The sequence below is a fragment of the Nocardia bhagyanarayanae genome, assembly GCF_006716565.1.
In the GTDB taxonomy this organism is placed as follows: domain Bacteria; phylum Actinomycetota; class Actinomycetes; order Mycobacteriales; family Mycobacteriaceae; genus Nocardia; species Nocardia bhagyanarayanae.
The window spans coordinates 3055053-3078942 of the sequence record NZ_VFPG01000001.1 but is presented as its reverse complement, the minus strand read 5'-3'; the positions used below and the strand labels follow the sequence as shown (position 1 = coordinate 3078942).

The following is a 23890-nucleotide window of genomic DNA, read 5'->3' as shown; positions in this document are numbered from 1 at the left end:
CTCGGTGCGGCCGTTGTGCGTCGCGCGCCGGTGTCTCGCGCACCCACCGGGTTTCCGAACCTCAGAAACGAAACGATCGTGAGCACAACAGAAACCATCACCCCCGACGCCGAATCCCCGGCGCCGCCGCCCGAACCCACCGGGCGGCGCAAGTCCTCGGCTCGCAACGGCCTGCAAGCGCTGGCCATGCGGCTGCACTTCTACGCGGGCGTCTTCGTGGCGCCCTTCATCCTGATCGCGGCCGTCACCGGTGCGCTGTACGCCATCTCACCGACGCTGGAGTCGTTCGTCTCCCGTGACCTGTTGACGGTCGGACCGGGCGAAACGACCCGCCCGCTGGCGGAACAGGTCACCGCCGCGGTGGCGACCAAGCCGGACCTCGCACTGGCCGCGGTCGCGCCCGCGCCGGGACCCGAGGACACCACCCGGGTCATCTTCACCGACCCGGCGCTGGGCGAATCGGAGCGCCGGGCGGTGTTCGTCAACCCGTACACCGCCGAGCCGGTCGGCGAATCCGTCATCTACGGCAGCTCCCAAGCGCTGCCACTGCGCACCTGGATCGACCGGTTGCACCGCGATCTGCACCTCGGTGAAGCCGGCAGGCTCTACAGCGAACTGGCCGCCTCCTGGTTGTGGGTCATCGCGCTGGCCGGTCTGGTGCTGTGGTTCCGCCGTGTCCGCGCGCGCAGGCGGCGCAACTCGGCCGCCTGGCTGTTCGCCCCCGACCGCTCCACGGCTGGCCGCGGCCGGACGATGAACTGGCACGGCGCGATCGGTGTGTGGATCCTGCCGTTGATCCTGCTGCTCTCGGCCACCGGCATGACCTGGTCGACCTACGCGGGCGAGAACATCACCGAGTTGCGCGAGCAGCTCAGCTGGACCACGCCCGCCGTGAGCACCGCGATGCCAGGCTCGACCGCGCCGAATGACTCCTCGGGTGGCGATCACCACGGCGGCGGGCACGCGCACGCACCGCAACCCACCGACCCGCAGGCTCGTATCGCTCAGGTGGATCGGGTGTACGAGTCCGCGCGCGCCGTCGGCGTGACCCAGGCGGTGGAGATCTCGATTCCAGCCACTCCGGAGAAGGCGTTCGCCGTGAAAGAGCGGCGCATGCCGGGCACCTACACCGTCGACGCGGTCGCGGTGGACGGCGCCACCGGCAGCATCACCGACCGGCTCGCCTACGGCGACTGGCCGCTGATGGCCAAGCTCACCAATTGGGGCATCGCGTTCCACATGGGCCTGCTGTTCGGTCTGCCGAATCAGCTGCTGCTGTTCGTCGCGATGATCGGCCTGATCGTGGTGATCGTGTTCGGCTACCTGATGTGGTGGCGCAGGCGTCCGACCCGCGGTTCGCGATTCGCGCTCGGCCGGGCTCCGCGCCGCGGCGCGTTGCGCGGCACGTCGCCGTGGCTCGCGCTGCCGGTGGTGGCGGCCGCGTTGACGGTCGGCTGGTTCGTGCCGCTGGTCGGCCTGAGCCTCCTCGCGTTCCTGGCCGTGGACGTCGCGGTCGGGTTCGTCGGACGGCTGCGCGCCACCACGTCCTGATCCCCCGCTGAAACATCCGCGCCGGGCGGGACCACCCCGGCGCGTTACCTCACGGCCTGCCGATTCGTCATAGGTACGGCCGTCGCCCTGTCGCGCCCGCGACAGCCCAGACAACAAGGAATTCACAGCACCATGAAGATCACGAAGTTCGCCCTGGCCGCCGCGTTCCTGACCGGCGCGGTCGGCATCGCCGCGGGCACCGGCTCGGCCGCACCCCTCGCCGACGCCGCCCCCGCCGCGATCAACTTCACGGCGAACGCCACGGAAACGTCCTCGATCGTCTCGATCGATGCGGGCTCGCTCGTCGTGGAGGACAACGCCTTGAAGATCGAGGCAGCCGACGGCACCGTCGTCGCGGGCACCCCGCTCACGCTGCGCATCGACGACTTCGAATTCCCCATCGCCGCCGACATCGCCGGCCGCACCGCCACGCTCACACCGCAACTGTCGATGGACAAAGCCGTCTACAAACCGGTCGCTCTGCCCTTCGAGGACAAAGCCCCCTGGAAGAGCGAATACGAACGCGAACAGGCGGCCTGGTCGCGCATGACCAGCACCATCAGCATGGGCGCCAGCATCGGCACCCTGGTCGGCGGACTCGGCGGCGGCGCCGTCGGCTGCCTGCTCGGCGGCATCGTCGGCGCCACCGTCGCCTCGGCCACCATCATCGGCCTCTTCGGCCCCTTCATCCCCGCCGCCGCCGTCGGCTGCCTCGGCGGCATCATCGCCGTCGGCGCACTCGGCACCCTCGCCGGACAGATCTTCGTGACCGCACCTGTCGCCATCGGCGCGGCCATCCAGTACTTCACCACCATCAATTCGCCGTTCACCCCGCCCGCGAAGTGAGCCGGTAGAAACACCCTTTCGTCTGCGCGAACCCCGTTCGGCCCAGGGCCGGGCGGGGTTCGCCGCGTCCGGGCCGCTCGTTTGTCGGCCCATAGCCCGGGTATGCGACCGGTGTCCCAGTTGCCTGAACACAGAAAGGCATCTGCCATGGCAACGTTCGATGCCACCACGCGGACCAACCAGTGGTCCCCGGTGCGAATCGCCGCGTTCGCTGTCGGCGCGGTATTCCTGCTCGTCGGCATTCTCGGCTTCATCCCGGGCGTCACGACCGATTACGACAGCCTCGACTGGGCCGGACACCACTCTCAGGCCAAGCTGTTCGGGATCTTCCAGGTGTCCATCCTGCACAACATCGTCCATCTCGCCTTCGGCGTAGCGGGCTTGCTCGCCTCCCGGGCGGCCAACGCCGCGGCGGGCTTCCTGGTCGGCGGCGGGGCGATCTACCTGGTCCTGTGGCTGTACGGGTTGATCGTCGACGAGGCGAGCGACGCGAACTTCGTTCCGCTCAACACCGCCGACAACTGGCTGCACTTCGGGCTCGGGGTCGCCATGATCGCCCTCGGCCTCGCGTTGCCGCGCATGACCACCGGACGCAGGCACACGGGCCTGCTGAACTGAGGAGAGAAAGGAAGAATATGAGCACAATGGCCGCCACCGTGGACGTCGACGTACCCGTCCACACCGCCTACAACCAGTGGACGCAGTTCGAGACCTTCCCCGAGTTCATGGAGGGAGTCGAGGCTGTCGAGCAGATCGACGATCGGCACACCCACTGGCGCATCCATGTCGGGCCCTCGACCCGCGAGTTCGACGCCACCATTACCGAACAGCATCCCGACGAGCGCGTCGCGTGGAAGTCCGACAGCGGCCCACGGCACGCGGGCGTGATCACCTTCCACCGGCTCGACGACACCCACACCCGGGTCACCGCGCAAATGGACGTCGATCCCGAGGGTTTCGTGGAGAACGTCGCCGACAAGCTCGGCGTGCTCGAACACCGCGTCGACCGGGACATGCGGCGGTTCAAGGAGTTCATCGAGGGCCGCGGCCGCGAGACCGGCGCGTGGCGTGGCGACATTCCGCGCCCGGGAGCCGGCGACATGCCTCGCCAGGGCCCCGCTGACATGCCGCGCCAGGGGACCGGCAATATGCCGCGACCGGGCGGCGAAATGCCGCGACCGGGCGGCGAAATGCCGCGACCGGGCGGCGAAATGCCGCGACCGGGCGGCGATATCCCGCGGCCGGGCGGCGACATCCCGCGGCCGGGCGGCGACATCCCGCGGCCGGGGATCTGATTCACTCCGTGGCGTCAGGCTGATCGCCGGCGCGCGGCTGATCGTCGATGTGCGGCGTCTCGGATTCGGCAGGCACGACCGGACGCAACAGCACCCAGACGAGAAAGACCAGCGCGACGGCGATCATGCCGACCCCGGCCCACACGTTGACGTTGATGCCGCCGGTCTTGGCCTCCTCGGCGCCGGTGTCGTGGACCAAGCCGGTGATCACCAGGATCACCCCATAGCTGCCCAGCAGGGCTCCGACGATGGTGCGGATATCGAACAGCATTGGCGTTCTTCCTTATCCGACGAGGATGTTCAGTGCGATGACGAGCACCAGCGCGATGCCCGCCAGCAGGACCGGGCGCTGATACCAGGGCAGCGTGTCGGCTTCGGGGTCGGTGCGCATGGATTCCGGAGTCTCCGAGTAGACCAGTCCGACGAGTTCGGCGGCGGGTTTCGGCTGAGTCACGTGGCTGACCACGACGCTGACCACGATGTCGACCACGAACGCCGTGCCCGCGGCGACGAAACTCGCGCCCTGCCCGGACAATTCGAAGACGCCCGCCTCGTGCATGATGAAAATGGTGATGGCCGAGCCGGTTCCGGCGACCAGACCCATCCAGCCCGCGGTGGGCGTCATCCGCTTCCAGAACATGCCGAGGATGAAAGTGGCGAACAGCGGCGCGTTGAAGAAGCTGAACAGCGTCTGCAAGTAGTCCATCATGTTGCTGAAATTGCCCGCGATGAACGCCGTGAAGATGGCCGCGACGGTGGCGCCGACGGTGGCCAGGCGACCGACGGTCAGGTAGTACCCGTCCGAGCGATCCTTGACCACGTACTGCTGCCACAGGTCGAAGCTGAAGACGGTGTTGAACGCCGAGACGTTGGCGGCCATGCCCGCCATGAACGCCGCGAGCAGGCCCGCGAGCCCGACGCCGAGAAGTCCGTTGGGCAGTACGTCTTTCATCAGGTACAGCAGCGCTTGGTTGTAGGTGACGTCGCTCGAATACTCCGGATCGGCAGTCACCGCCTGTTTGTACTCGGCCATCTGCGGCACCAGCACCGCGCTGATCATGCCGGGGATCACGACGATCAACGGAATGAACATCTTGGGGTACGCGCCGATGATCGGGGTGCGCCGGGCCGCGGAGATGGAGTGCGTCGCCATGGCGCGCTGCACCTCGACGAAGTTGGTGGTCCAGTAGCCGAAGGAAAGCACGAAGCCGAGGCCGAACACGATGCCGAGCACCGACAGGAAGTCGTTGGCGAACCCGCTCAGTGCGTTGCCCGCCCAGGATTCCAGCTGTTCCGCGCCGCCGGGTGAGGCGGTCACCTTGTCCCGCAAGCCATCCCAGCCGCCGACCTTGTGCAGACCGACCAGGGTGAGCGGAAGCAACGCCGCCACGATGACGAAGAACTGCAGCACCTCGTTGTAGATGGCGGCCGAGAGCCCGCCCAAAGTGATGTAGGACAGCACGATCACCGCGGCCACGATCACCGACACCCACAGCGGCCAGCCGAGCAGCACGTTGACGATGGAACCGAGCAGATAGAGATTCACTCCGGCGATGAGGATCTGCGCTATCGCGAAGCTCAGCGCGTTCACCAAGTGCGCGCCGGTGCCGAAGCGCCTGCGCATGAACTCCGGCACGCTGCGCACCTTCGAGCCGTAGTAGAACGGCATCATCACCACGCCGAGGAACAGCATGGCGGGCACCGCGCCGATCCAGAAGTAGTGGAAGGTCGGGAAGCCGTACTCGGCGCCGTTGGCCGACATGCCCATGATCTCGACCGCGCCGAGGTTGGCCGAGATGAACGCCAGGCCGGTGACCCACGCGGGCAACGAGCGACCGGACAGGAAGAAGTCGATGCTGGAGGAGACCCGCTGCCTGGCCAGCAAACCGATGCCGAGCACGAACACGAAGTACAGGGCTACCAGGGCATAGTCGACGGGTTCCGCGTCCAAGCGCAGGGTGGTGGCGGCTTCGAAACGCAGCAGCGTCGCGCCGGGAGTCTCGCCAGGCAGTGCGGAACTGAGGAAGGGTGAATCGGCAAGCGGCACAGCGTCGTCCCTCCTGGCGTGCGACCGGCGACGAGGCGTACCTCCGCCTTCGCTCCGGCCGTGCGCGGGCTATGGACGGGCCTGTTCGGGGCGCGTCCGTCGTGCGGTACTCGTGACATCCACTGTGCGTGATTGTGCCGCACCCTGGTGGCACAATCACGCACAAAATCTGGACGGTTGCTCAGCGAGTCCGTCGCCCCAAGGGAATGCGCGCTGTTGTTCAGCGCTCGCCCGCCCCAGCGATGGGCGGTGCAGGACGAGCTTCACTGCAATTCGCGCATCAGGCGCGCTGGCCTTTCGCGAGCGCGGCCACCTCGGCGAAGCGGACCACTTGGCCGCCTGCGCCCCAAGTTCCTTCGGGCTGTTCGTGGATCAGCACCCAGACGCGTAGGGCGTCGGCTTCCGTCAGGCCGGCCGCGGTGAGCACGTCGGCGGTGACGTCCTTGATCAGGCCCTCCTTGCGGCGGTCGGACAGCGCGCCTTGCGGCACGGTGGCGTCGACGCGGAAGCGCGGCAGCTCGTCTTCCGCGGTGATCAATCCGCCCTCGGGCACCTCGTCGACCCGGCTCCAAGCCAGCGCGCGGAAGAACGCGGTGTCGGGCGCTCCCTCCCACTTCAGCAGGGTCGCGGCCAGCGTCTTTTGCAACTTGCCACGGGTTTCGGCGGCGAGGACCCCGGCGGGCAGGGTCAGTTGAATCATCGGCATGTCGTCCTCCAGTTCTCGGAACAACCGACCTATAACAGTCGTTATAAGTCCCGAACGGTACTCTATGACGGTCGTTATGAGCAAGGAGGTGCGCGGTGGCGAAGACGTCCCCGCAGATGCGGGATCGGATGGTTGCGGGCGCCGCGGACATGATCCGCCGCCGCGGGTTGAACGCCACCAGCGTGCGTGAGCTGGCCAAACACGCCGAGGCTCCGCTCGGGTCGACGTATCACTACTTCCCGGGCGGGAAGTCGCAACTGGCCGTCGAGGCGGTGCGGTTCGCCGACGCGCTCGCCGCGCGCAAGCTCGCCGAGGAGCTGCAGGCCGGGCCGCTCCCCGGGCTCCGCGCGTTCGTGGACATGTGGCGAAAAGTGGTGATCGACAGCGATTTCCGGGCGGGGTGCCCGGTGCTCGCGGTGTCGGTCGAGGATTCCACCGACGCGGACGACGCGCCGCGCGAGGCCGCCGCGGCCGCCTTCCGGAACTGGACCGCGCTGCTGGCGGATTCGTTGCGCGCGCACGGCGCGAGCGAAGACGACGCCGAGCAGACCGCCACGCTGATCGTGGCCGCCATCGAGGGCACCGTGGCCATGTGCCGCGCCGAGCGCAGCACCCGGCCGCTGGATCAGACCGTCGAGAAGCTCGAGTTCCTGGTCCGTGCGGTCACCGATCCAGGCCGCGGCTGATCGTCGGCCGAGGAACACACCGCTGCGTCCTCCGCGCTCGGGCCGATGCGCGTCGCCGCGCGAACCACGGCGCTCAGCTCCGTCGGCGAGACCGCGAGGAATCGCGAACCGACGCTCAGAACTCTCGCCGGGCTCCGTCGGCCGGAACCACGACGAATGTGCGCGGCGCGGCAAAACCGCAGCGCGCGAAGCGATCCCCCACCGCCGCGGCCACCGCCTCGGCGCGTTCGCGGTCGACCAGCGCGATCGCGCTGCCGCCGAAGCCGCCGCCGACCATCCGCGCGCCGTGCGCGCCCGCGTCCAGCGCCGCGGTCACCGCCGCGTCGAGCGCGTCCGTCGAGACCTCGAAATCGTCGCGCAGCGAGGCGTGGCCCGCGCTCAGGACGGATCCGATCTGGCGCGGATCCGCTCCCTGGCGCAATTGCTCGGCAACCGCGACGACGCGGGCGTTCTCCGTGATCACGTGGCGCGCCCGCCGCCGAGCGACCGGGTCCGCGATGCGCTCGAGATCCGCCGCCTCGGCGTCGCGCAGCGCGGGCACTCCGAGTTCGGCCGCGGCCGCCGCGCACTGCGCGCGCCGCCGCGCGTAGCCGCCGTCGACCAGTTCGTGCGGCTGGCCGGTGTCGACCACCAAGAGCTCGAGACCGAAAGCGGCGAGATCGAACGGAATCTGTTCGTAGCCCGCGTCGGCGGTCGTGAACCGGCGCACGTCGAGGAACAGCGCGTGACCCGCGGTGCACAGCACGGCCGCCGACTGGTCGAGCACGCCGGTCGGCGCGCCCGCGTAGTCGTTCTCGGCGGCGCGAGCGATATCGATGAGTTCGCGGTCTGCGACGCTGGGCGCGTACATATCCCGCAGCGCAACCGCCACCGAGCACGACAGCGCCGCCGAACTCGACAGTCCCGCACCGATCGGCACGGCGCCGTCGAGTTCCAGTACGAGACCGGGAACGATGTGCCCGCGCCGCACGAACTCGGCGACCACGCCCAGCGGATACCGCGCCCAGACCGGCAGCCGCTCCCGCGCCTCGGCGAGCTCGTCGATGCCGATCCGCACCGCCTCGCCAGGGCGCTGTCGCGATTCGACGCGGACGAGCCCGTCGGCGGTCGGCTCGGCTGCGCACCGCGTCACCAGCGGCAACGCGATGGGCAGCACGAAACCGTCGTTGTAGTCCGTGTGCTCGCCGATGATGTTCACCCGGCCCGGCGCCACCCATGTCCGCACTGCTGCCTCGCTCGATCGACTCGGAGCTGGTTCGTCGCGCCACACGTTACGAGACACGCCGCCTCAGCACCGCTTTCAGCCGGTGCGCGTGCGCGATTCGCGTTCGTGCCGCACAGTCGAATTCGAAGCAATATCGGCCTGCAAATTCGGCCGAGAGTTCCGGGAGGGCACTATGATTCACACCACCCCACGCGGCGGCCTGCTCGGGCTGCAGTGGATCGATCGACTACTTCCGCCCCTGGGCAGGCCGGAGCGCGACAACCGGCAGATCCCCGGGGCGCCACTGAGAATCGAGATCGGCGCGGCGACCGGGGTGGGCCCGACAGCGATGTCGGCCTTCGACGCGGCCCTGCGCGAATTGGGAGTGGGTGATGCGAACTTGATTCGCCTGTCGTCGGTGATCCCGCCGCGCGCCATGCTGGAGCGCACCGCCCGCGTCCGCAAGCCGATCCCCTGGGGTGATCGGCTCTACTGTGTCTACGCCGCGCAGCACACCGAGGAGGTCGGCCGCTCGGCCGCCGCGGGCGTCGGCTGGGCGCTGCGCGACGACGGTTCCGGAGCTGGGCTTTTCGTCGAGCACGAGGGCGAGAGCGCGGTCGAGGTAGAGGGACTGATCCGCGCCAGCCTCGCGGACATGACCGCCCGGCGGCCCGAGGCCTTCGGCCCGGTGCAGCTCTCGCTCGCCCAGACCCGCTGCGCGGGCGACCCGGCCTGCGCGGTGGTGCTGGCCGCCTACCACACGACCTCTTGGAGCTGACGGCGATGAGCGAGCTGCACGTCACCGTCGAGACCACGATCCCGGACGACCGGATCGAGATGTTCCACCGCCTCTACGAGGAGGCCTTCGGCCCGCTGCGCACGAAGGCCATCGCCAGGCAGGTGCTGCACCGCGACGAATTCCACGAGGAGATGGTCGATCCGCGGGTGCACAAGCACGTCGCGCGCACCGCGTCCGGCGAGCCGATCGGACTGACCACGCTGACCAGGCATTTGGAGACCGTGCCGTGGATCAGCCCGGACTACTTCGCCGCGCGCTATCCCGAGCACGCGGCGCGCAACGCGATCTACTACGCGGGATTCACCCTTGTTGCGCCAAGTGCACGACAAGGGGCCGCCTTCCATGCCATGATCAAATCAGTTGTCCAGACATTGGTGGCCGAGCGCGCTGCGGTCGGCTGGGACATCTGCTCGTACAACAACACTCAGCTCTCGTTCGCCGACAGCATTCGCGCGGTGCTCGATGAGCAGACGAACGTCGAAGTCGCGGTGGAGGATTCACAGACGTACTACGCCGCACAGTTCACCGGGGACGGAGCGACCAAGGGGGGCTGATGACATCCAGCGAAGCGCAGGCGAGCGACCGCGGCTACTGTACCGGCAACCATTGGTGCGTGGCGCTTCTCGGCGGCTGGACGGCACTGATCTCGGTGCCGCTGGTGTTCCATTCCCGTGCGCTCGCGCTGGTGACGATGCTGGCGGTGGTGGCGGGGGCGCTCACCATGATCGGGTCCGGGCTGCTTCGGCATCGCCCGGCGCAGCCGCTGCCGTGGTATCTGCTGTCGCTGTCGGCGGTGCTCTTCGCGCTCGGCACCACGCTGCGGGATTTCACCGACGACTCGATCAGCCCGCTCGACGACATCTGCACGCTGGCCGGATATCTGGGCATCGGGGTGGCGGCGACCCTCTGGCTGCGACCCAGGCAGGTCCGCGGCGACTACGATCTGCTGCTCGACTCGGCGCTGATCGGTCTCGGCGCGCTGCTGGCCTCCTGGACCTTTCTCATCTCCCCCATCCTGCAATCGCGCGCCACCACCCTGACCACGGTGGTCGCGGCGGCGTATCCGATCCTCGACGCCCTGCTGCTGACCTTGGTCGCCCATTCGGTGGCCACCGCGACCCGTTCGGAGACCTCGTTGCGGCTGCTGCACCTGGCCATGGTCGCCGTGCTGGTCGGCGATCTCGGCTACAGCCTGGAAACCGCGGGCACCGCGTCCATCGGCCACGAGGTCCTGCTGACGCCGCTGCTGATCGCCTACGCGACGGTCGGCATCGCCGCGCTGCACCCGACCATGGCGAGCCTCGGGGCCCCGCGCCACATCCATCCGCACCAGTCCAGGCAGCGCGCCAGTTTCATCGCGGTCGCGCTGATCGTGGCGTCGCTGGTGCCCGTGGTCGGCTCCAGTCTCGGCGCCGTCGACCGGGCGGTGGTGTCCTCGCTGTTCGCGCTGCTGCTGATCGGCGTGCTGGTGCGCAGCGAACGCGCCATCCAGCGCAGCGCCCGCAGCGAACGCCGGGCCCAGTACCAGGCCGACCACGACATGCTGACCGGCCTGCTCAACCGGTCGGCCCTGCTGCGGGTGCTCAACCGCAACAGCGCGCACTGGCGCGATCAGCCGCTGTGCCTGTTGTTCATCGACCTGGACGGCTTCAAGATGGTCAACGACAGCTACGGCCACGCCGTCGGCGACGAGCTGATCGCCAACGCCGCCTCCCGGATCCGGCGGGTGGTGCGCCGCGACGACGCGGTCGCCCGCTACGGCGGCGACGAGTTCGTGGTGCTCGCTCCGCTCGGCAAGCAGGACGCGGCGGTGCTCGCCGAGCGACTACTCGGGGCCTTCGTCCGCCCCTTCGAACTGAGCGCGGGCGAAGTGCCGATCACCGCGAGCGTCGGCATCGCGTGCGACAGTCCGCGCGATCCAGAGGCCACCGTCTACGACCTGATCCGGGAAGCGGATTCGGCGATGTACCACGCCAAGGAGTACTCGCTGGGCTACGCCTTCCACGACGACCTGCGCCACCCACACTTGCCCGCGGGCCGCCCGACCGCGGCGCCCGATCCCGCGACCAGGACCTGGCGCTCCAACGCCGAAAGCACCGCGGTCTGACGCAGAGATCATCGGACGACCCCGACGCCGCCGTACGCCCCGGCACTGCCGAATGAAATGGGCCTACCCGACAGCTCCGAACGAGCCGCGACTCAGTCGGTCAGTTCATCCAACAGCCGCTTGGCCTCTTCGAGCTCGGCCTGTAACTGCTCGACCTTCGCCAGCTGCGCGCCCCGAGCCGCCTCCAGAACTCCGGCGACCACCTCGGCCACCTCCGGATGCAAGATCTTGGCGGCCTGTGCGACCGCGGAACTGTTCACCGGAAGGCCGCGCACCGAGCGCTTCTTACCGTTGACCACCTCGACCGTCCACTCGCCGTCGGCCGTGCCGGACAGCGTCACCGTGACCTCCGCGGCCTTCGCCTTGCGCGCCGCCGCGGCCTTGGCCGGCTTCGGCGCGGTCGCCGGCTTCGCCGCTCCAGCGGCGCCGGATCCGCTCGTTTCCGCCACCGGCGCAACGGGTTTCGGCGCGGGGGAAACCGGCGCGGGGCTGACGGTCGGCGCCGGTGCGCTCGTCGTGGTCGACGGCTGGGTCACGGTCGAGTCCTTCCTTGTTGTCGACTTCGGCTGGCTGGGTGGTGCGGCCGCCGCCCGGTCGCGCGACGGCTTGGTCAACGTCACTTCGGTCGGAGAAAAGGACAGTACATCCTTCGATCCGGTCGGCCGCACCTGCAGGAAATCTCCGTCGGACGGATCGCCGAGCGCGATCACCTTGCCCGAACGACCCTCGGGCACACCGACAGCGGCGGCGGTGAACCAGACCATCGGCGGGCGGCCGCCCGCGATCTCCGCGGCGATCTGCTCGATCTCGGTGTCGGACAACGGCTTGGGTTTGGTTCTTGGCGACGGCATGGGGCACTCCGAGCGGTCTTCGTGGATGTCTGCGTGCACAGATGATGCCGCACGCCACCGACAGATTCGCACGGCGTCGGGAATTCGCGCCGCCCCGGCCCAGCCCGCCCGCGACAGCAAACGCACGGCTAAGTCGGCGCTGCCGGACGAAGTCCGTACGAAAAGCGCGCACGGCCGGAGCGAACGCGGAGGTACGCCTACGTCGAGCGACCGCCCTTCACGCCGCGCTGCGCGGCAGGCGGTTGCAGTGCGGGAAACCAGATGTCGGTGAGCACCTCGGCGGCCTGCTCGGCGTCCACATCGATGGTGCCCTGCATCGCCCAGCGGGTGAAGAACCGTTCCAATTGCGCGACAAGCAGTTCCACGCGCAGCCGTGCCTCGTCCACGCGATCGGCTGGCCAACGGGACAGATACGAGGGCATCGCGTTGGGCAGTGCCGCGATGCCCTGCCTGGCGATCTCGCGGAACTCCGGTTCCAGCGTGGTCGCCTCGTCCCAGGCGGGCAGCAGGTCCTTGTACTCGTGGAACCAGTCGATGGCCCTGGACATCCACCCGACGAACGCCTCGCGGGTGCCGATGTCGAGCACCCGGTCCAGGTCCTCGTAGAAGTGCAGCGCCGTGGGTGCGGTGGATTGCGCGGCAACCTCGCGCAGGATGTCCAGCTTGCCGGTGAAGTGCAGGTAGAAGGTGGCGCGGCTGCACCCGACGGCGGCGGCGATCTCGTCGACACGCACTGCGGCGTATCCGTTCGCGCCGAACAGCGTCTTGGCGGCCTCCAGCAGTTTGGCCCTGGTCTGCTGCTTCTGTTCGTCGCGCAGGCTGAGCCCGGCTGGCTTCGGCTTGGTCGGCATGGTGAACGGTAACCCCGTCTCGTCGTCGGTTCCAATAGACAGCTTGTCACTCACTAGACAGCAAGTCTAGCGAGTGTTAATTTGTTGCCTACGTCACTTCGGCGACGGATGGCTCCCGCGGTGTTCACCCACCGCTCGCGGCCCGCCGACGCCGGCAGCTCCAGACGAGGACATCGACTTTGACTTCTCAGCAACTTCCCCGGGTATGCGTCATCGGCGCGGGACCGTCGGGGATCACCGCCGCCAAACGCCTCCAGGACCACGGCATCCCGTTCGACTGTTTCGAAGCGGGTGACGAGGTCGGCGGCAACTGGTATTTCAAGAACCCGAACGGCATGTCGGCCTGCTACCAGAGCCTGCACATCGATACGTCCAAGTGGCGCTTGGCCTTCGAGGACTATCCGGTGCCGGAATCGTGGCCGGACTTCCCACACCACTCGCAGCTGTTCGAGTACTTCAAGAACTACGTCGACCACTTCGGCCTGCGCGACAAGATCCTGTTCGAAACCAAGGTCACCGCGGCCGAGCGGCAGCCCGACGGGCTCTGGCTGGTGACCGCCTCCGACGGTCGGACCCGCGCCTACGACGCGCTCGTCGTGTGCAACGGGCACCACTGGGATCCCAGAATGCCGGACTATCCAGGCGAATTCGACGGCGTGCTCATGCACAGCCACGCCTACAACGACCCGTTCGACCCGGTCGACATGCGCGGCAAGCGGGTTGTCGTGGTGGGTATGGGCAACTCCGGGCTCGACATCGCCTCGGAGCTGTCCCAGCGTTTCCTCGCCGCGCGGCTGACGGTCTCGGCCCGGCGCGGGGTGTGGGTGCTGCCGAAATACGTGCACGGCGAAGTCGGCGACAAACGCCGGGTGCCGCCCTGGATGCCACGCAAGATCGCGCTGAAGCTGAAGCAGCGCTTCGTCCGCAAGTACCGCGGCGACATGGAGTTCTACGGTCTGCCCGCGCCCGATCACGAGCCGTTCGAGGCGCACCCCTCGGCGAGCGAGGAGTTCCTGCACCGCGCCGGCTGCGGCGACATCGCGTTCAAGCCCGCCATCACCGCGTTGGAAGGGCCGCGGGTGCGCTTCGCCGACGGCAGCGTGGAAGAGGTGGACGTGATCGTGTGCGCCACCGGCTATCACATCAGCTTCCCATTCTTCAGTGACCCGGAACTGTTGCCGGACAAGGACAATCGGCTGCCGCTGTTCAAGCAGATGATGAAGCCGGGCATCGACAACCTCTTCTACCTCGGTCTCGCCCAACCGCTGCCCACACTCGTCAATTTCGCCGAGCAGCAGAGCAAGCTGGTCGCCGCGTATCTGACGGGGCGCTACCTCCCGCCCGATCCGGACGGGATGCGCGAGGACATCCGCGCCGCCGAGAACGCGCGCACGGGCCGCTACTACGACTCACCGCGCCACACGATCCAGGTCGAATTCGAGCCGTACGTGCGCGATATGCAGCGGGAGATGGCCAGGGGCGCCAAGCGCGCCGCCGCGGCAGGATACGCGCTGCCGGTGCCCGCCCGAACGCTGGATCGGGTGTGAGGCCATGACCGAGATCTCGGGATACTGCGCCGACCGCTTCCAAGGCGTCCGGTGCGAGCTGGAGCGCCAACTGGACTCCGGCGCCGAACTCGGCGCGTCGATCTGCGTGACCGTCGACGGCGAGCCGGTGGTCGATCTGTGGGGCGGGCACCTGGACGAGGACCGCACGGTGCCGTGGCGAACCGACACCCTGGTGAACGTCTTCTCGATCAGCAAGACCATGACGGCGCTGTGCGCGCTGCTGCTCGTCGATCGCGGCGAGCTCGACGTGCACCAGAAGGTCGCGCACTACTGGCCGGAATTCGCCGCGAACGGCAAGGGCGACATCGAGATTCGGCACATCCTCGCGCACACCTCCGGTGTTTCGGGGTGGCAGCCGCCGATCGACCTGGCGGACATCTACGACGCCGAAGCGGCCGCGGCTCGACTGGCCGCCCAGCCGCCGTGGTGGGAGCCGGGCAGCGCATCGGGCTATCACGCGCTCAACTACGGGCACCTGGTCGGCGAGGTGATCCGCCGCGTCACCGGACGCAGCCTCGGGCGCTTCTTCGCCGAGGAACTCGCCGGGCCGCTGGGCGCCGACTTCCATATCGGTACCGGACCTGAGCACCGCGACCGCATCGCCTCGCTGATCCCGCCGCCCGCAGTGCAATTCGACATGTCGACGCTGGACCAGGACAGCATCTTGGTCAAGACCCTGACGAGTCCGCTGCTCGACATCGCCGAGACCGCAAGCCCTGGGTGGCAGGGAGCCGAAATCGGCGCGGTCAACGGCCACGGCAACGCGCGTTCGGTGGCGCGGGTGCAGTCGGTGGTGTCCTGCGGCGGCTCACTCGACGGGCGGAAGCTGTTGTCGGACAAGACCCTCGACCTGATCTTCGAGCAGCAGTCCGACGGCGTCGACCAAGCGCTGCTGGTTCCGCTGCGCTTCGGCATCGGCTACGGCCTGCCGCACCCGCAGACCGCCCCCGCCGTGCCCGAGGGCCGGGTGTGCTGGTGGGCCGGATACGGCGGGGCGATCGTGGTGAACGACCTGGACCACCGCCTCACTTTCGCCTACACCATGAACAAGATGGAGCCGGGCATCCTGGGCTCGGCCCGCGCCGATGCCTACTTGCGCGCGACCTACGCGGCCGTGCGGGAGGGGGCGGCGTGAAGCAGAGCATGAGCGACACGATGCGCGCCCTTCAGTTGACCGGGCCGGGCACGCTGGAGTTGCGCGAGGTGCCGGTGCCCCCGATCGGACCCGACGATCTGCTGCTGCGGGTCGGCGCGGCGGGCATCTGCCATTCGGACCTGCACGTGCTGGAGATACCGTTCCGGCTGCGCGAGGACCCGCTGACGCTCGGCCACGAGATCGCGGGCACCGTCGAGCGGATCGGCGAACGGGTGACCGGCCGAGCGGTCGGCGATCGCGGCGTCGTCTACCTGTGCTGGTCGTGCGGCGTGTGCCGAGAGTGCGTGCGCGGCAACGAGAACGTGTGCCTCGCCGCGGGCCGGGCGGCCATGCCGCCCTGTCCCGGACTCGGCCCGGACGGCGGCATGGCCGAGTACATCCGTATTCCCGCAACGGCTTTCGTGCCGATCGGCGATCTGGACTTCGCCCAGGCCGCGCCGCTCGCCGACGCGGCGCTGACGAGCTACCACGCGATCGACGGCGCGCGCGACCAGTTGCGGCCCGGCGCGACCGCCGTGGTCATCGGCGTCGGCGGCCTCGGCCATGTCGCGGTGCAGATCCTCGCCGCCACCACCGCCGCAAGGGTGATCGCGGTGGACGTGCACGAGGACAAGCTCGCGCTGGCGAGCGCGCACGGCGCCGCCGAAGGACTGCTCGCCGACGCCGGGACCGCCGCGGCCATCCTCGACCGGACCGGCGGGCGCGGCGCGGAGGCGGTGTTCGATTTCGTCGGCGTCGACCAGACCGCGCGCCTCGCGGTCGAATGCGTGGCGCCCAACGGCGCGTACCGGATGGTCGGGCTCGGCGCGGGCGCGCCGGAGATCACCGCGGCGCCCGCGGGCGGTCCCGGCTGGCCGTGGGGCGCGACGGTACGAAAGTCCTACGGCGGCACCAAATCCGATCTGATCGAGTCCGTCGCCCTGGCTCGATCGGGCAGACTCCGGGTCGAGGTCGAGGTCTTCGCGCTGGACGACGGCCGCGAGGCGCTCGACCGCCTGGCAAACGGGCGGATCCGCGGACGAGCGGTGCTGATCCCGTGAACCCGCGCACGAACGACGAGGAACATCGAATGACGACATCCATGGATCCCCAGGCGCTGGCCGCGACCGTCATCGGGCGGCTCACCGGGCCCGGCGGCCCCTTCGAGACGACGGTCGAGGACGTGCTCGGCGCGCCCCTTCCGGTACAGAAGAACCGGGGCCGCGCGCTGCGCGAGGTACTCGCCGCCTCGGCGGCGCTTGGCGACCGCGAATACCTGGTGACCGAGGACCGGCGGTTGTCCTACGCCGAGCACGCTGCCGAAGTCGGAGCGCTGGCCAGGGCGCTGCGCGACCGCTACGGCGTCGGCAAGGGCGACCGCGTCGGCATCCTCGCCGCGAACACGCCCGAGTGGGTGGTGGCGTTCTGGGCCGCGCAGTGCCTCGGCGCGATCGCGGTCGGCTACAACGCGTGGTGGACGCCGCGCGAGATCGCCTACGGTCTCGCGCACACCGAGCCCGCGGTGCTGATCGTGGACGCCAAGCGCGCCGCGCGGGTCGCCGAGCTGGGTGTCGACGTACCGGTGCTCACCATGGAGCGCGACGTCCCGGAGCTGGTCGCCGAGTTCGCGGCGGGCGAGTTGCCCGACGCCGCCGTCGCCGAAGACGATCCGGCCGTCATCCTGTACACCAGCGGCACCAGCGGACGACCCAAGGGCGCGGTGCACACGCACCGAAACCTGTTGGCGGTCATCGACTATCACCGCTTCAACGACGCGCTGGCCGCGGCGTTCGCGGGCGGTTCGGACGACGGTAGCCCCAAGGGCAGGCGCTTCCTGCTCACCTCCCCGCTGTTCCACATCGCCAGCCTGCACAATCTGGTGCTGCCGCGGATGGTCACCGGCGACACGGCCGTCATCTACCAGGGCGCGTTCGACGCCGACCGGGTGCTTCGGCTGATCGAACGGGAACGGATCAGCAACTGGGGCGCGATGCCGACCATGGCCACCCGGCTGCTCGAGGTGGACCTCGACGCCTACGACGTGTCCTCGCTGGCCGCCTTCTCGCTCAACTCCGCGCCCTCCTCGGCGGCGTTGCAAGAGCGACTGCGGCAGCGGCTGCCGGTCGCGCGGAACGCGCTGGTGACCAGCTACGGCATGACCGAATGCTCGACGGCCGCCACCATCGCGGCACCCGCCGAGCTCGCCGCCTACCCGGACACGGTCGGCCGTCCGGTGCTCGGGGTGAGCCTGGAGATCCGTGACCCGCTCGGCGAGCCGGTCGGCGAAGGCGTGGAGGGCGAGATCTGGGTGCGCAGCCCGTACGTGATGCTCGGCTACTGGAACGATCCCGAGGCCACCGCGGCGGCGATCACCCCGGATCGCTGGTTGCGCACCGGCGACATCGGGATCCTGGAGGAGGGCAGGCTGCGGCTGTCGGGCAGGCGGTCGGATCTCATCCTGCGTGGCGGGGAGAACGTCTATCCGACCGAGGTCGAGCAGTGCCTCGACGAACACCCCGACGTCGAGGAGAGCGCCGTGGTCGGCGTGCCGGACGCCGACCTGGGTCAGCAGGTGGCCGCCCTCGTCGTGGTGCGCGAGGGCGCGACGGTCACCGAAGCGGACCTGCGCGAGTTCGCCGGGGAGCGGCTGGCCTACTACAAGGTGCCCGCGCGATGGCGTCTGACCACCACCCCACTCAGCCGCAACGCGACCGGCAAGGTGGTTCGCGCGGGCATTGCCGAGGCCATTACCGACGTGAGCGGGTGACGCGAGGCGGCCAGTAGCGAACCGACCGGTCTGGACCGTCCGGGATTCGGGGTATCGACCCGCCACCATATAGGGGTCTACCTTGGGATGAGGCGTGCAACGTTCGCACGCACGCACCACTCGCAAGGAGGCGACGTGGCGACTTTCGCGCACCAGGGCCGGACCGTAGTCTTCGACCGCATCGGCAGTGGACCGCCGATCGTGTTGCTGCACAACGCGGGAACGCAGCGACATATCTGGGACGATCAGGTGGCGGTGCTCAGGCGCGACCACGAGGTCTTCGCACTCGACCTGCCGGGCTACGGCGAATCCGATCAACCGGCCGCGGGCTACCGGCTCGAAGAGTACGTGCGCATGCTCGGCGCCTTCCTCGACGAACACGACCTGTCCGACGTCGTCCTCATCGGCAACTGCCTCGGCAGCGCCACCTCGCTCGGTTACGCCATGGCGCACCCCTCGAACGTGCGCGCCCTGGTGCTGATCAGCCCGCTCACCCGCAACACCGTGCGCAAGGGCGAATCCGCGGGCTTGGCCTGGGTGGACGGCAAGCTGCCGCTGGCGCCGCTCGCCAAGCGGCTCGCCCTGCCCGATCGGGTGATCTCGCTGATCATCGCCAACCAGCTCGGCGCGCGCGGCCGCCGCCTCGGCATGCAGCATTCGCGGCGGCTCAAGGCACACTGGGGCGATCGGGGCCGGTTGCAGGCGCTGCACGGGCTGGTGCAGGACTTCCCGAACTTCCGGGTCCTCGACGAGTTCACTCCGGGCCCGGCCTTCCCGCCGATCTGCACGATCTGGGGCAAACAGAACCACATCCTCTCCGCCTCGGCGGGCGCCGTCCTCGACCGCACCCTGCACCCGCACACGAGCGTGGTGCTTCCGGACTGCGGCCACCTCCCGATGGTGGAGGACCCGGCGGCGGTGACGACCGCGATCACCGAGTTCCTCGCCGCTCCCGAGATCCGCCCGCACGGCGGCCGCCGACCGCACGCGCCGCGCAAGGACTCGCTGCCGCGCACTTCTTGACGGAACGCGGAGACCGGCGGAGGAGGTGCGCCCGCGAGCGGCTGACGAGCACTTTTCGCCCGGGCGGGAGCGGGCCCGGGCGTATGCTGATCTTGGTGTTTGGCGATCTATGCCACGGGAACCCGGTCGATAAGCCATCGAGGAAAGGGTTGACGTTCATGTTGCTGCGCCGACTTGCCCGACCACTGCTGGCGACCGCCTTCGTCGCCGATGGGGTCGACACTCTGATCCATCCCGAACCGCGCGCCAAGGCCGCCGCGTCGCTGGTCGAACGGGGTGAGCGTTCGCTGCCGGACAACGTCGCCGCGAAGCTGCCCGCCGACCCGGCCACGGTGGTGCGGGTCAACGCCATCGCACAGGTCTCGGGCGGCGTGCTGCTCGCGCTGGGCAAGGCGCCGCGCCTCGCCTCGCTCGTACTCGCGGCCACCGTCGTGCCCGCCACCATCACCGAACAGGACTTCTGGGCCGAACAGGACCCGGACCGGAAGGCGGCCAAGCGCAACGCCTTCCTCAAGGACATGAGCCTGCTCGGCGGACTGCTGATCGCCAGCGCCGACACCGAGGGCAAGCCGTCCCTCGGCTGGCGCGGCAAGCGCGCGGCCCGCAACGCGGCGGCCACGGTCTCCGCGGCGCTGCCGTTCGGCGCGGCCGCCGATCATGCGAACGGTGAGGCGCTGCGCCAGCAGGCGCAGGGTGTCGCGGAGCGCGCGAAGGCGCTGGGCGGCACCGCCGCCACCAAGAGCTCCGAGCTCGCCGAGATCGTCCAGACCCACGGACCCGACTGGGCCGCCGCGGCCAAGCAGCGCGGCGCGGCGATCGCCGCGGTGGCGAAGGAGCGCGGCGCGGAACTGGCCGCCGCGGCCCGCGAGCACGGCGCCGAATTCGCCGATGCCGCACGGACACACGGTTCGGAGTGGGCTGAGATCGCGAAGGAACGCGGCGACGAACTCGGTGATGTGGCGAAGGCGCGCGGCGGGGTGTGGGCGGATATCGCCAAGGCGCGCGGGGCGGAGCTGGGTGAGGTCGCCCGGGAGCGCGGAGCGGAATTGGGCGAAGTCGCCCGTGTGCGTGGAGCCGAGTTCGGTGGAGTCGCCAAGCAGCGCGGAGCCGAGCTGGGCGAGGTCGCCCGGCTGCGCGGAGCCGAGCTGGGCGAAGTCGCCAAGCAGCGCGGAGCCGAATTGGGCCAGACCGCGCGGCAGCGCCGCGCCGAGCTGAAGAAGGCAGCCAAGCAGCGCCGCGCCGAACTGAAGAAGGCCGCCAAGAAGGGCGGGTCCGGGTTCGGCGAGACCGCCAAGCATCGGCGCGCCGAGCTGAGCGAGACCGCGAGGCATCGTCGCGCGGAGTTGCGCGAGGCCGCACGGCACCGGGGTGCGGAGCTGAGTGAGACCGCACGTCATCGCGGAGCCGAATTCACCGAGGCGGCAAGGCATCAGGGTGCGGACTGGGCTGGGAAGGCCCGAAAGTTCAGGTAATCCTGCGGTTCCCAGAACGGTTCAGCAGCGGCCTGAGAACGCCATCGAGGCACGGGGCGGTCGCCGGTATCCACACCGGCGACCGCCCCGACCGATCGACTAGCCGACCACCACTTTCCGCTCCACTCCGGTCGACACCGGAATGTGCTCGTACCCGCGCAGATTCACCAATCCGCGTCGCGTCGCCGGTCCGGTGTGCCGCAGGTCGGGGAACCGGTCGTAGAGTGCCCGCAGCGCGATCGCCCCTTCCATCCTGGCCAGGCTCGCGCCGAGGCAGGCGTGCACGCCGCTGCCGAAGGCCAGGTGATCCTTAGCGTTGGACCGGGTGATGTCGAAGGTGTCCGGGTCGAGGAACACGGCGGGATCGCGGTTCGCCGAGCCGAGCAGGAGAGCGATCGTCTCGCCCGCCCGTATCGGCTCCCCCGCTATCTCCATGTCGCACAACGCTGTTCGGGCCGTCATCTGCACGGGACTGTCGTAGCGCAGCATCTCCTCGATCGCGCCGGGCCAGCGGGCCGGTTCGGCGCGCAGCAGATCCAGTTGGCCGGGATGGTCGCGCAGCAGCATTGCGCCATTGCCGAGCAGATTGACGGTCGTCTCGAAGCCCGCGCCCGCGATGAGGGTCGCGGTGGCGAGCAGTTCGCGGTCGGTGAGTTCGCCGCCGGTGGCGAGGTCGCTGAGGATGCTGTCGCCCGGTTCGCGGCGCAGGTGCTCGATGTGGCCGATCAGATAGTCCTGGCTTTCGCGCAGCGCGGCGACGGCCGAACTGAACTGGCGCCACGAGACGGTGATGTCCAGCAGCGGTGAGCCCGCATTCCCGAATTCGAGCATGTCGTCGCGTTTGTCGGCCGGGATGCCGAGGATCTCGCTGATGATGGCGATCGGCAGAAGCAGCGCGAAATCACCTATCAGATCGGCGTTTTCGCGTGACGCGAGGCCGTCGAGCAGCTCCTCGGTCACCTCGCCGACCCGGTCGCGCAGTCGAGCCACCGCGCGCGGGGTGAACGCACCGGCCCCCAGTTTGCGGTAGCGGGTGTGCTCGGGCAGATCGACCATCAGCATGGACGGCGGCTCCACCGGGCTGGCCAGCCGCAGATCCGTGGCGCTGATCAGTCGCCGGAACGGCGCGGGCAGGTCCATCGCTTCCGGCGGCGTCACGCCGCGCTGCCGCGCGCACATCCCACCCCGGTCGCAAACACGTCTCCTACCAGGGTAGGTCTGGCGAATTCGGCATGTCGCCCCGCACGGCGGCGCATAATCCGGTCCACAGGCCCGCCGGCGTTCTCGGAAGGTGGCGCGATCGTGAGCACGACGCAATTGCAGGCCGTTCGTCCCTATCCACGTCGGTTGGGGCCCAAGGGTTCCCACCTGTGGAAGATGATCACCACGACCGATCCGAAGGTGCTCGGGGTCATGTACCTGACCACCGCGATGACGTTCTTCTTCATCGGCGGTCTGATCGCGCTGCTGATGCGCGCCGAGCTGGCGCGGCCCGGCATGCAGTTCCTCTCGCCGGAGCAGTTCAATCAGCTGTTCACCATGCACGGCACGATCATGCTGCTGTTCTACGCCACCCCGATCGTGTTCGGCTTCGCGAACGCGGTGCTGCCCTTGCAGATCGGCGCACCCGACGTGGCCTTTCCCCGGCTCAACGCGTTCAGCTACTGGCTCTACCTGTTCGGCGCGACGATCGCGACGGCCGGCTTCCTCACCCCCGGCGGTCCCGCCGACTTCGGCTGGACCGGATACACGCCACTGAGCCTGTTCGAGCACTCGCCCGGCGTCGGCGCGGATCTGTGGATCATGGGTCTGGTCGTCTCGGGTCTCGGCACCATTCTCGGGGCGGTCAACATGATCACCACCGTGGTCTGCCTGCGCTGCCCCGGCATGACGATGTTCCGCATGCCGATCTTCACCTGGAACATCCTCGTCACGAGTGTGCTTGTGCTGCTGGCATTTCCGATTCTGACGGCGGCGCTGATGGGGCTCGCGGTGGACCGGCACCTCGGCGCGCACGTCTTCGATCCGGCCACCGGCGGAACCTTGTTGTGGCAGCACCTGTTCTGGTACTTCGGACATCCCGAGGTGTACATCGTGGCGTTGCCGTTCTTCGGGATCGTCACCGAGATCTTCCCGGTGTTCAGCCGCAAACCGATCTTCGGTTACGCCGCGTTGGTCTACGCCACGCTGGCAATCGGCGTGCTCTCGGTGGCGGTGTGGGCGCACCACATGTACGCGACGGGAGCTGTTCTGCTGCCGTTCTTTTCGATGATGACGTTCTTGATCGCGGTGCCGACGGGCGTCAAGTTCTTCAACTGGATCTGCACGATGTGGCGCGGGCAGCTGACCTTCGAATCACCGATGCTGTTCTCGATCGGCTTCCTGGTGACGTTCCTGTTCGGCGGGCTCTCGGGGGTGGTCCTGGCCAGTCCGCCGCTCGACTTCCATGTCACCGACAGCTATTTCGTGGTGGCGCACTTCCACTATGTGCTGTTCGGCACCATCGTGTTCGCCACCTTCGCGGGCATCTACTTCTGGTTTCCGAAGATGACCGGCAGGCTGCTGGACGAGCGCCTCGCGCGGTTGCATTTCTGGACGACATTGATCGGCTTCCACCTGACCTTTCTCGTCCAGCACTGGCTCGGCGCCGAGGGCATGCCGCGCCGCTACTCCGACTACCTGCCCGGCGACGGTTTCACCACGCTGAACACCGTCTCCACGCTCGGCGCCTTCCTGCTCGGCGCCTCGATGCTGCCGTTCATCTGGAACGTCTTCAAGAGCTACCGCTACGGGGAGCCGGTGACGGTGGACGATCCCTGGGGATACGGGAATTCGCTCGAGTGGGCGACGACGTGCCCGCCGCCGCGGCACAACTTCTTCGAGCTTCCGCGTATTCGGTCCGAGCGACCGGCGTTCGAGCTGCACTATCCGCACATGGTGGCGCGGATGGAGGCGGAGGCGGGTCGGCGCTGACGATTCGTA

At 68.9% G+C, this 23890-nt stretch carries 21 protein-coding genes and 1 pseudogene; 15 read left to right on the top strand and 7 right to left on the bottom strand.

The window, feature by feature from the left end; all coding sequences use genetic code 11:
• Positions 1–78: 78 nt before the first annotated feature.
• The 4 genes and pseudogenes from FB390_RS13110 to FB390_RS13095 all read left to right on the top strand — a co-directional run.
• The gene (locus FB390_RS13110) at positions 79–1551 is read left to right on the top strand and encodes a PepSY-associated TM helix domain-containing protein (protein WP_141809202.1); all 1473 of its coding nucleotides are present in this window, start codon (positions 79–81) and stop codon (positions 1549–1551) included.
• A gap of 132 nt (positions 1552–1683) precedes the next feature.
• Positions 1684–2397, top strand: coding sequence for a DUF8020 domain-containing protein (locus FB390_RS13105; RefSeq protein ID WP_141809201.1), 714 nt, complete (start codon positions 1684–1686; stop codon positions 2395–2397).
• Between the two features lie 147 nt (positions 2398–2544).
• Positions 2545–3015, top strand: a complete 471-nt coding sequence (locus tag FB390_RS13100; protein WP_141809200.1) for a DUF4383 domain-containing protein — start codon at positions 2545–2547, stop codon at positions 3013–3015.
• 17 nt (positions 3016–3032) lie between these two features.
• Positions 3033–3488, top strand: a pseudogene (locus FB390_RS13095) (SRPBCC family protein); the annotation flags it as partial.
• 205 nt (positions 3489–3693) lie between these two features.
• On the opposite strand, the gene FB390_RS13090 reads toward FB390_RS13095, so the two are convergent.
• The 3 genes from FB390_RS13090 to FB390_RS13080 all read right to left on the bottom strand — a co-directional run bounded on the left by FB390_RS13090 (position 3694) and on the right by FB390_RS13080 (position 6445).
• On the bottom strand, positions 3694–3963 hold the full coding sequence (locus FB390_RS13090) for a hypothetical protein (protein WP_141809198.1): 270 nt from the start codon (positions 3961–3963) through the stop codon (positions 3694–3696).
• A gap of 12 nt (positions 3964–3975) precedes the next feature.
• The gene (locus FB390_RS13085) at positions 3976–5673 is read right to left on the bottom strand and encodes a sodium:solute symporter family protein (protein WP_141811735.1); all 1698 of its coding nucleotides are present in this window, start codon (positions 5671–5673) and stop codon (positions 3976–3978) included.
• Positions 5674–6019: 346 nt separating this feature from the next.
• A complete protein-coding gene (locus FB390_RS13080; protein WP_141809197.1) occupies positions 6020–6445 on the bottom strand; it encodes a tautomerase family protein in 426 nt (141 codons plus the stop codon).
• Positions 6446–6561: 116 nt separating this feature from the next.
• Between FB390_RS13080 and FB390_RS13075 the strand changes: the two genes are divergently transcribed.
• Positions 6562–7131 carry a TetR/AcrR family transcriptional regulator gene (locus tag FB390_RS13075; RefSeq protein ID WP_185757236.1) on the top strand — a complete coding sequence of 190 codons (570 nt, stop codon included), beginning with the start codon at positions 6562–6564 and terminating at the stop codon, positions 7129–7131.
• A 115-nt stretch (positions 7132–7246) separates the two neighbouring features.
• Here FB390_RS13075 and galK read toward each other — a convergent pair whose 3' ends face one another.
• Complete coding sequence (galK, locus tag FB390_RS13070) at positions 7247–8356, bottom strand: galactokinase (protein ID WP_141809196.1); 1110 nt, start codon at positions 8354–8356, stop codon at positions 7247–7249.
• A gap of 172 nt (positions 8357–8528) precedes the next feature.
• Here galK and FB390_RS13065 point away from each other — a divergent pair, with 172 nt between their 5' ends.
• Genes FB390_RS13065 through FB390_RS13055 form a run of 3 tightly spaced genes read left to right on the top strand, consistent with a single transcriptional unit; the run spans position 8529 to position 11241 of the window.
• Positions 8529–9113 (top strand): pyruvoyl-dependent arginine decarboxylase, encoded by a 585-nt coding sequence (locus FB390_RS13065; protein WP_185757024.1) that lies wholly within the window; start codon positions 8529–8531, stop codon positions 9111–9113.
• A gap of 5 nt (positions 9114–9118) precedes the next feature.
• Positions 9119–9688: a hypothetical protein gene (locus FB390_RS13060; protein WP_141809195.1), complete on the top strand. Its 570-nt coding sequence runs from the start codon at positions 9119–9121 to the stop codon at positions 9686–9688.
• Positions 9688–11241 (top strand): GGDEF domain-containing protein, encoded by a 1554-nt coding sequence (locus FB390_RS13055; RefSeq protein ID WP_141809194.1) that lies wholly within the window; start codon positions 9688–9690, stop codon positions 11239–11241. The genes FB390_RS13060 and FB390_RS13055 overlap by 1 nt, the downstream gene beginning before the upstream one ends.
• Positions 11242–11333: 92 nt before the next feature.
• Here FB390_RS13055 and FB390_RS13050 read toward each other — a convergent pair whose 3' ends face one another.
• Together FB390_RS13050 and FB390_RS13045 are read right to left on the bottom strand one after the other, a co-directional pair.
• Complete coding sequence (locus FB390_RS13050) at positions 11334–12092, bottom strand: DUF6319 family protein (RefSeq protein WP_141809193.1); 759 nt, start codon at positions 12090–12092, stop codon at positions 11334–11336.
• A 197-nt stretch (positions 12093–12289) separates the two neighbouring features.
• A complete protein-coding gene (locus tag FB390_RS13045) occupies positions 12290–12943 on the bottom strand; it encodes a TetR/AcrR family transcriptional regulator (protein WP_141811732.1) in 654 nt (217 codons plus the stop codon).
• Between the two features lie 179 nt (positions 12944–13122).
• Between FB390_RS13045 and FB390_RS13040 the strand changes: the two genes are divergently transcribed.
• From FB390_RS13040 to FB390_RS13015, 6 genes are all read left to right on the top strand, one after another.
• A complete protein-coding gene (locus tag FB390_RS13040) occupies positions 13123–14490 on the top strand; it encodes a flavin-containing monooxygenase (protein WP_141809192.1) in 1368 nt (455 codons plus the stop codon).
• A gap of 4 nt (positions 14491–14494) precedes the next feature.
• Entirely contained in the window at positions 14495–15646 is a 1152-nt protein-coding gene (locus FB390_RS13035) for a serine hydrolase domain-containing protein (RefSeq protein ID WP_141809191.1), read from the top strand.
• Between the two features lie 20 nt (positions 15647–15666).
• Positions 15667–16707: an NAD(P)-dependent alcohol dehydrogenase gene (locus FB390_RS13030; protein WP_141811731.1), complete on the top strand. Its 1041-nt coding sequence runs from the start codon at positions 15667–15669 to the stop codon at positions 16705–16707.
• 29 nt (positions 16708–16736) lie between these two features.
• Positions 16737–18413: a steroid-24-oyl-CoA synthetase gene (gene casG / locus FB390_RS13025; RefSeq protein WP_141809190.1), complete on the top strand. Its 1677-nt coding sequence runs from the start codon at positions 16737–16739 to the stop codon at positions 18411–18413.
• A 135-nt stretch (positions 18414–18548) separates the two neighbouring features.
• Positions 18549–19436 carry an alpha/beta fold hydrolase gene (locus FB390_RS13020; protein ID WP_185757023.1) on the top strand — a complete coding sequence of 296 codons (888 nt, stop codon included), beginning with the start codon at positions 18549–18551 and terminating at the stop codon, positions 19434–19436.
• Between the two features lie 158 nt (positions 19437–19594).
• Positions 19595–20908: a DoxX family protein gene (locus FB390_RS13015; RefSeq protein ID WP_141811730.1), complete on the top strand. Its 1314-nt coding sequence runs from the start codon at positions 19595–19597 to the stop codon at positions 20906–20908.
• Between the two features lie 99 nt (positions 20909–21007).
• Here FB390_RS13015 and FB390_RS13010 read toward each other — a convergent pair whose 3' ends face one another.
• Positions 21008–22087: a cytochrome P450 gene (locus tag FB390_RS13010; protein ID WP_141809188.1), complete on the bottom strand. Its 1080-nt coding sequence runs from the start codon at positions 22085–22087 to the stop codon at positions 21008–21010.
• A 123-nt stretch (positions 22088–22210) separates the two neighbouring features.
• Between FB390_RS13010 and ctaD the strand changes: the two genes are divergently transcribed.
• Positions 22211–23881, top strand: a complete 1671-nt coding sequence (gene ctaD / locus FB390_RS13005; RefSeq protein WP_246123994.1) for an aa3-type cytochrome oxidase subunit I — start codon at positions 22211–22213, stop codon at positions 23879–23881.
• Positions 23882–23890: the final 9 nt, after the last annotated feature.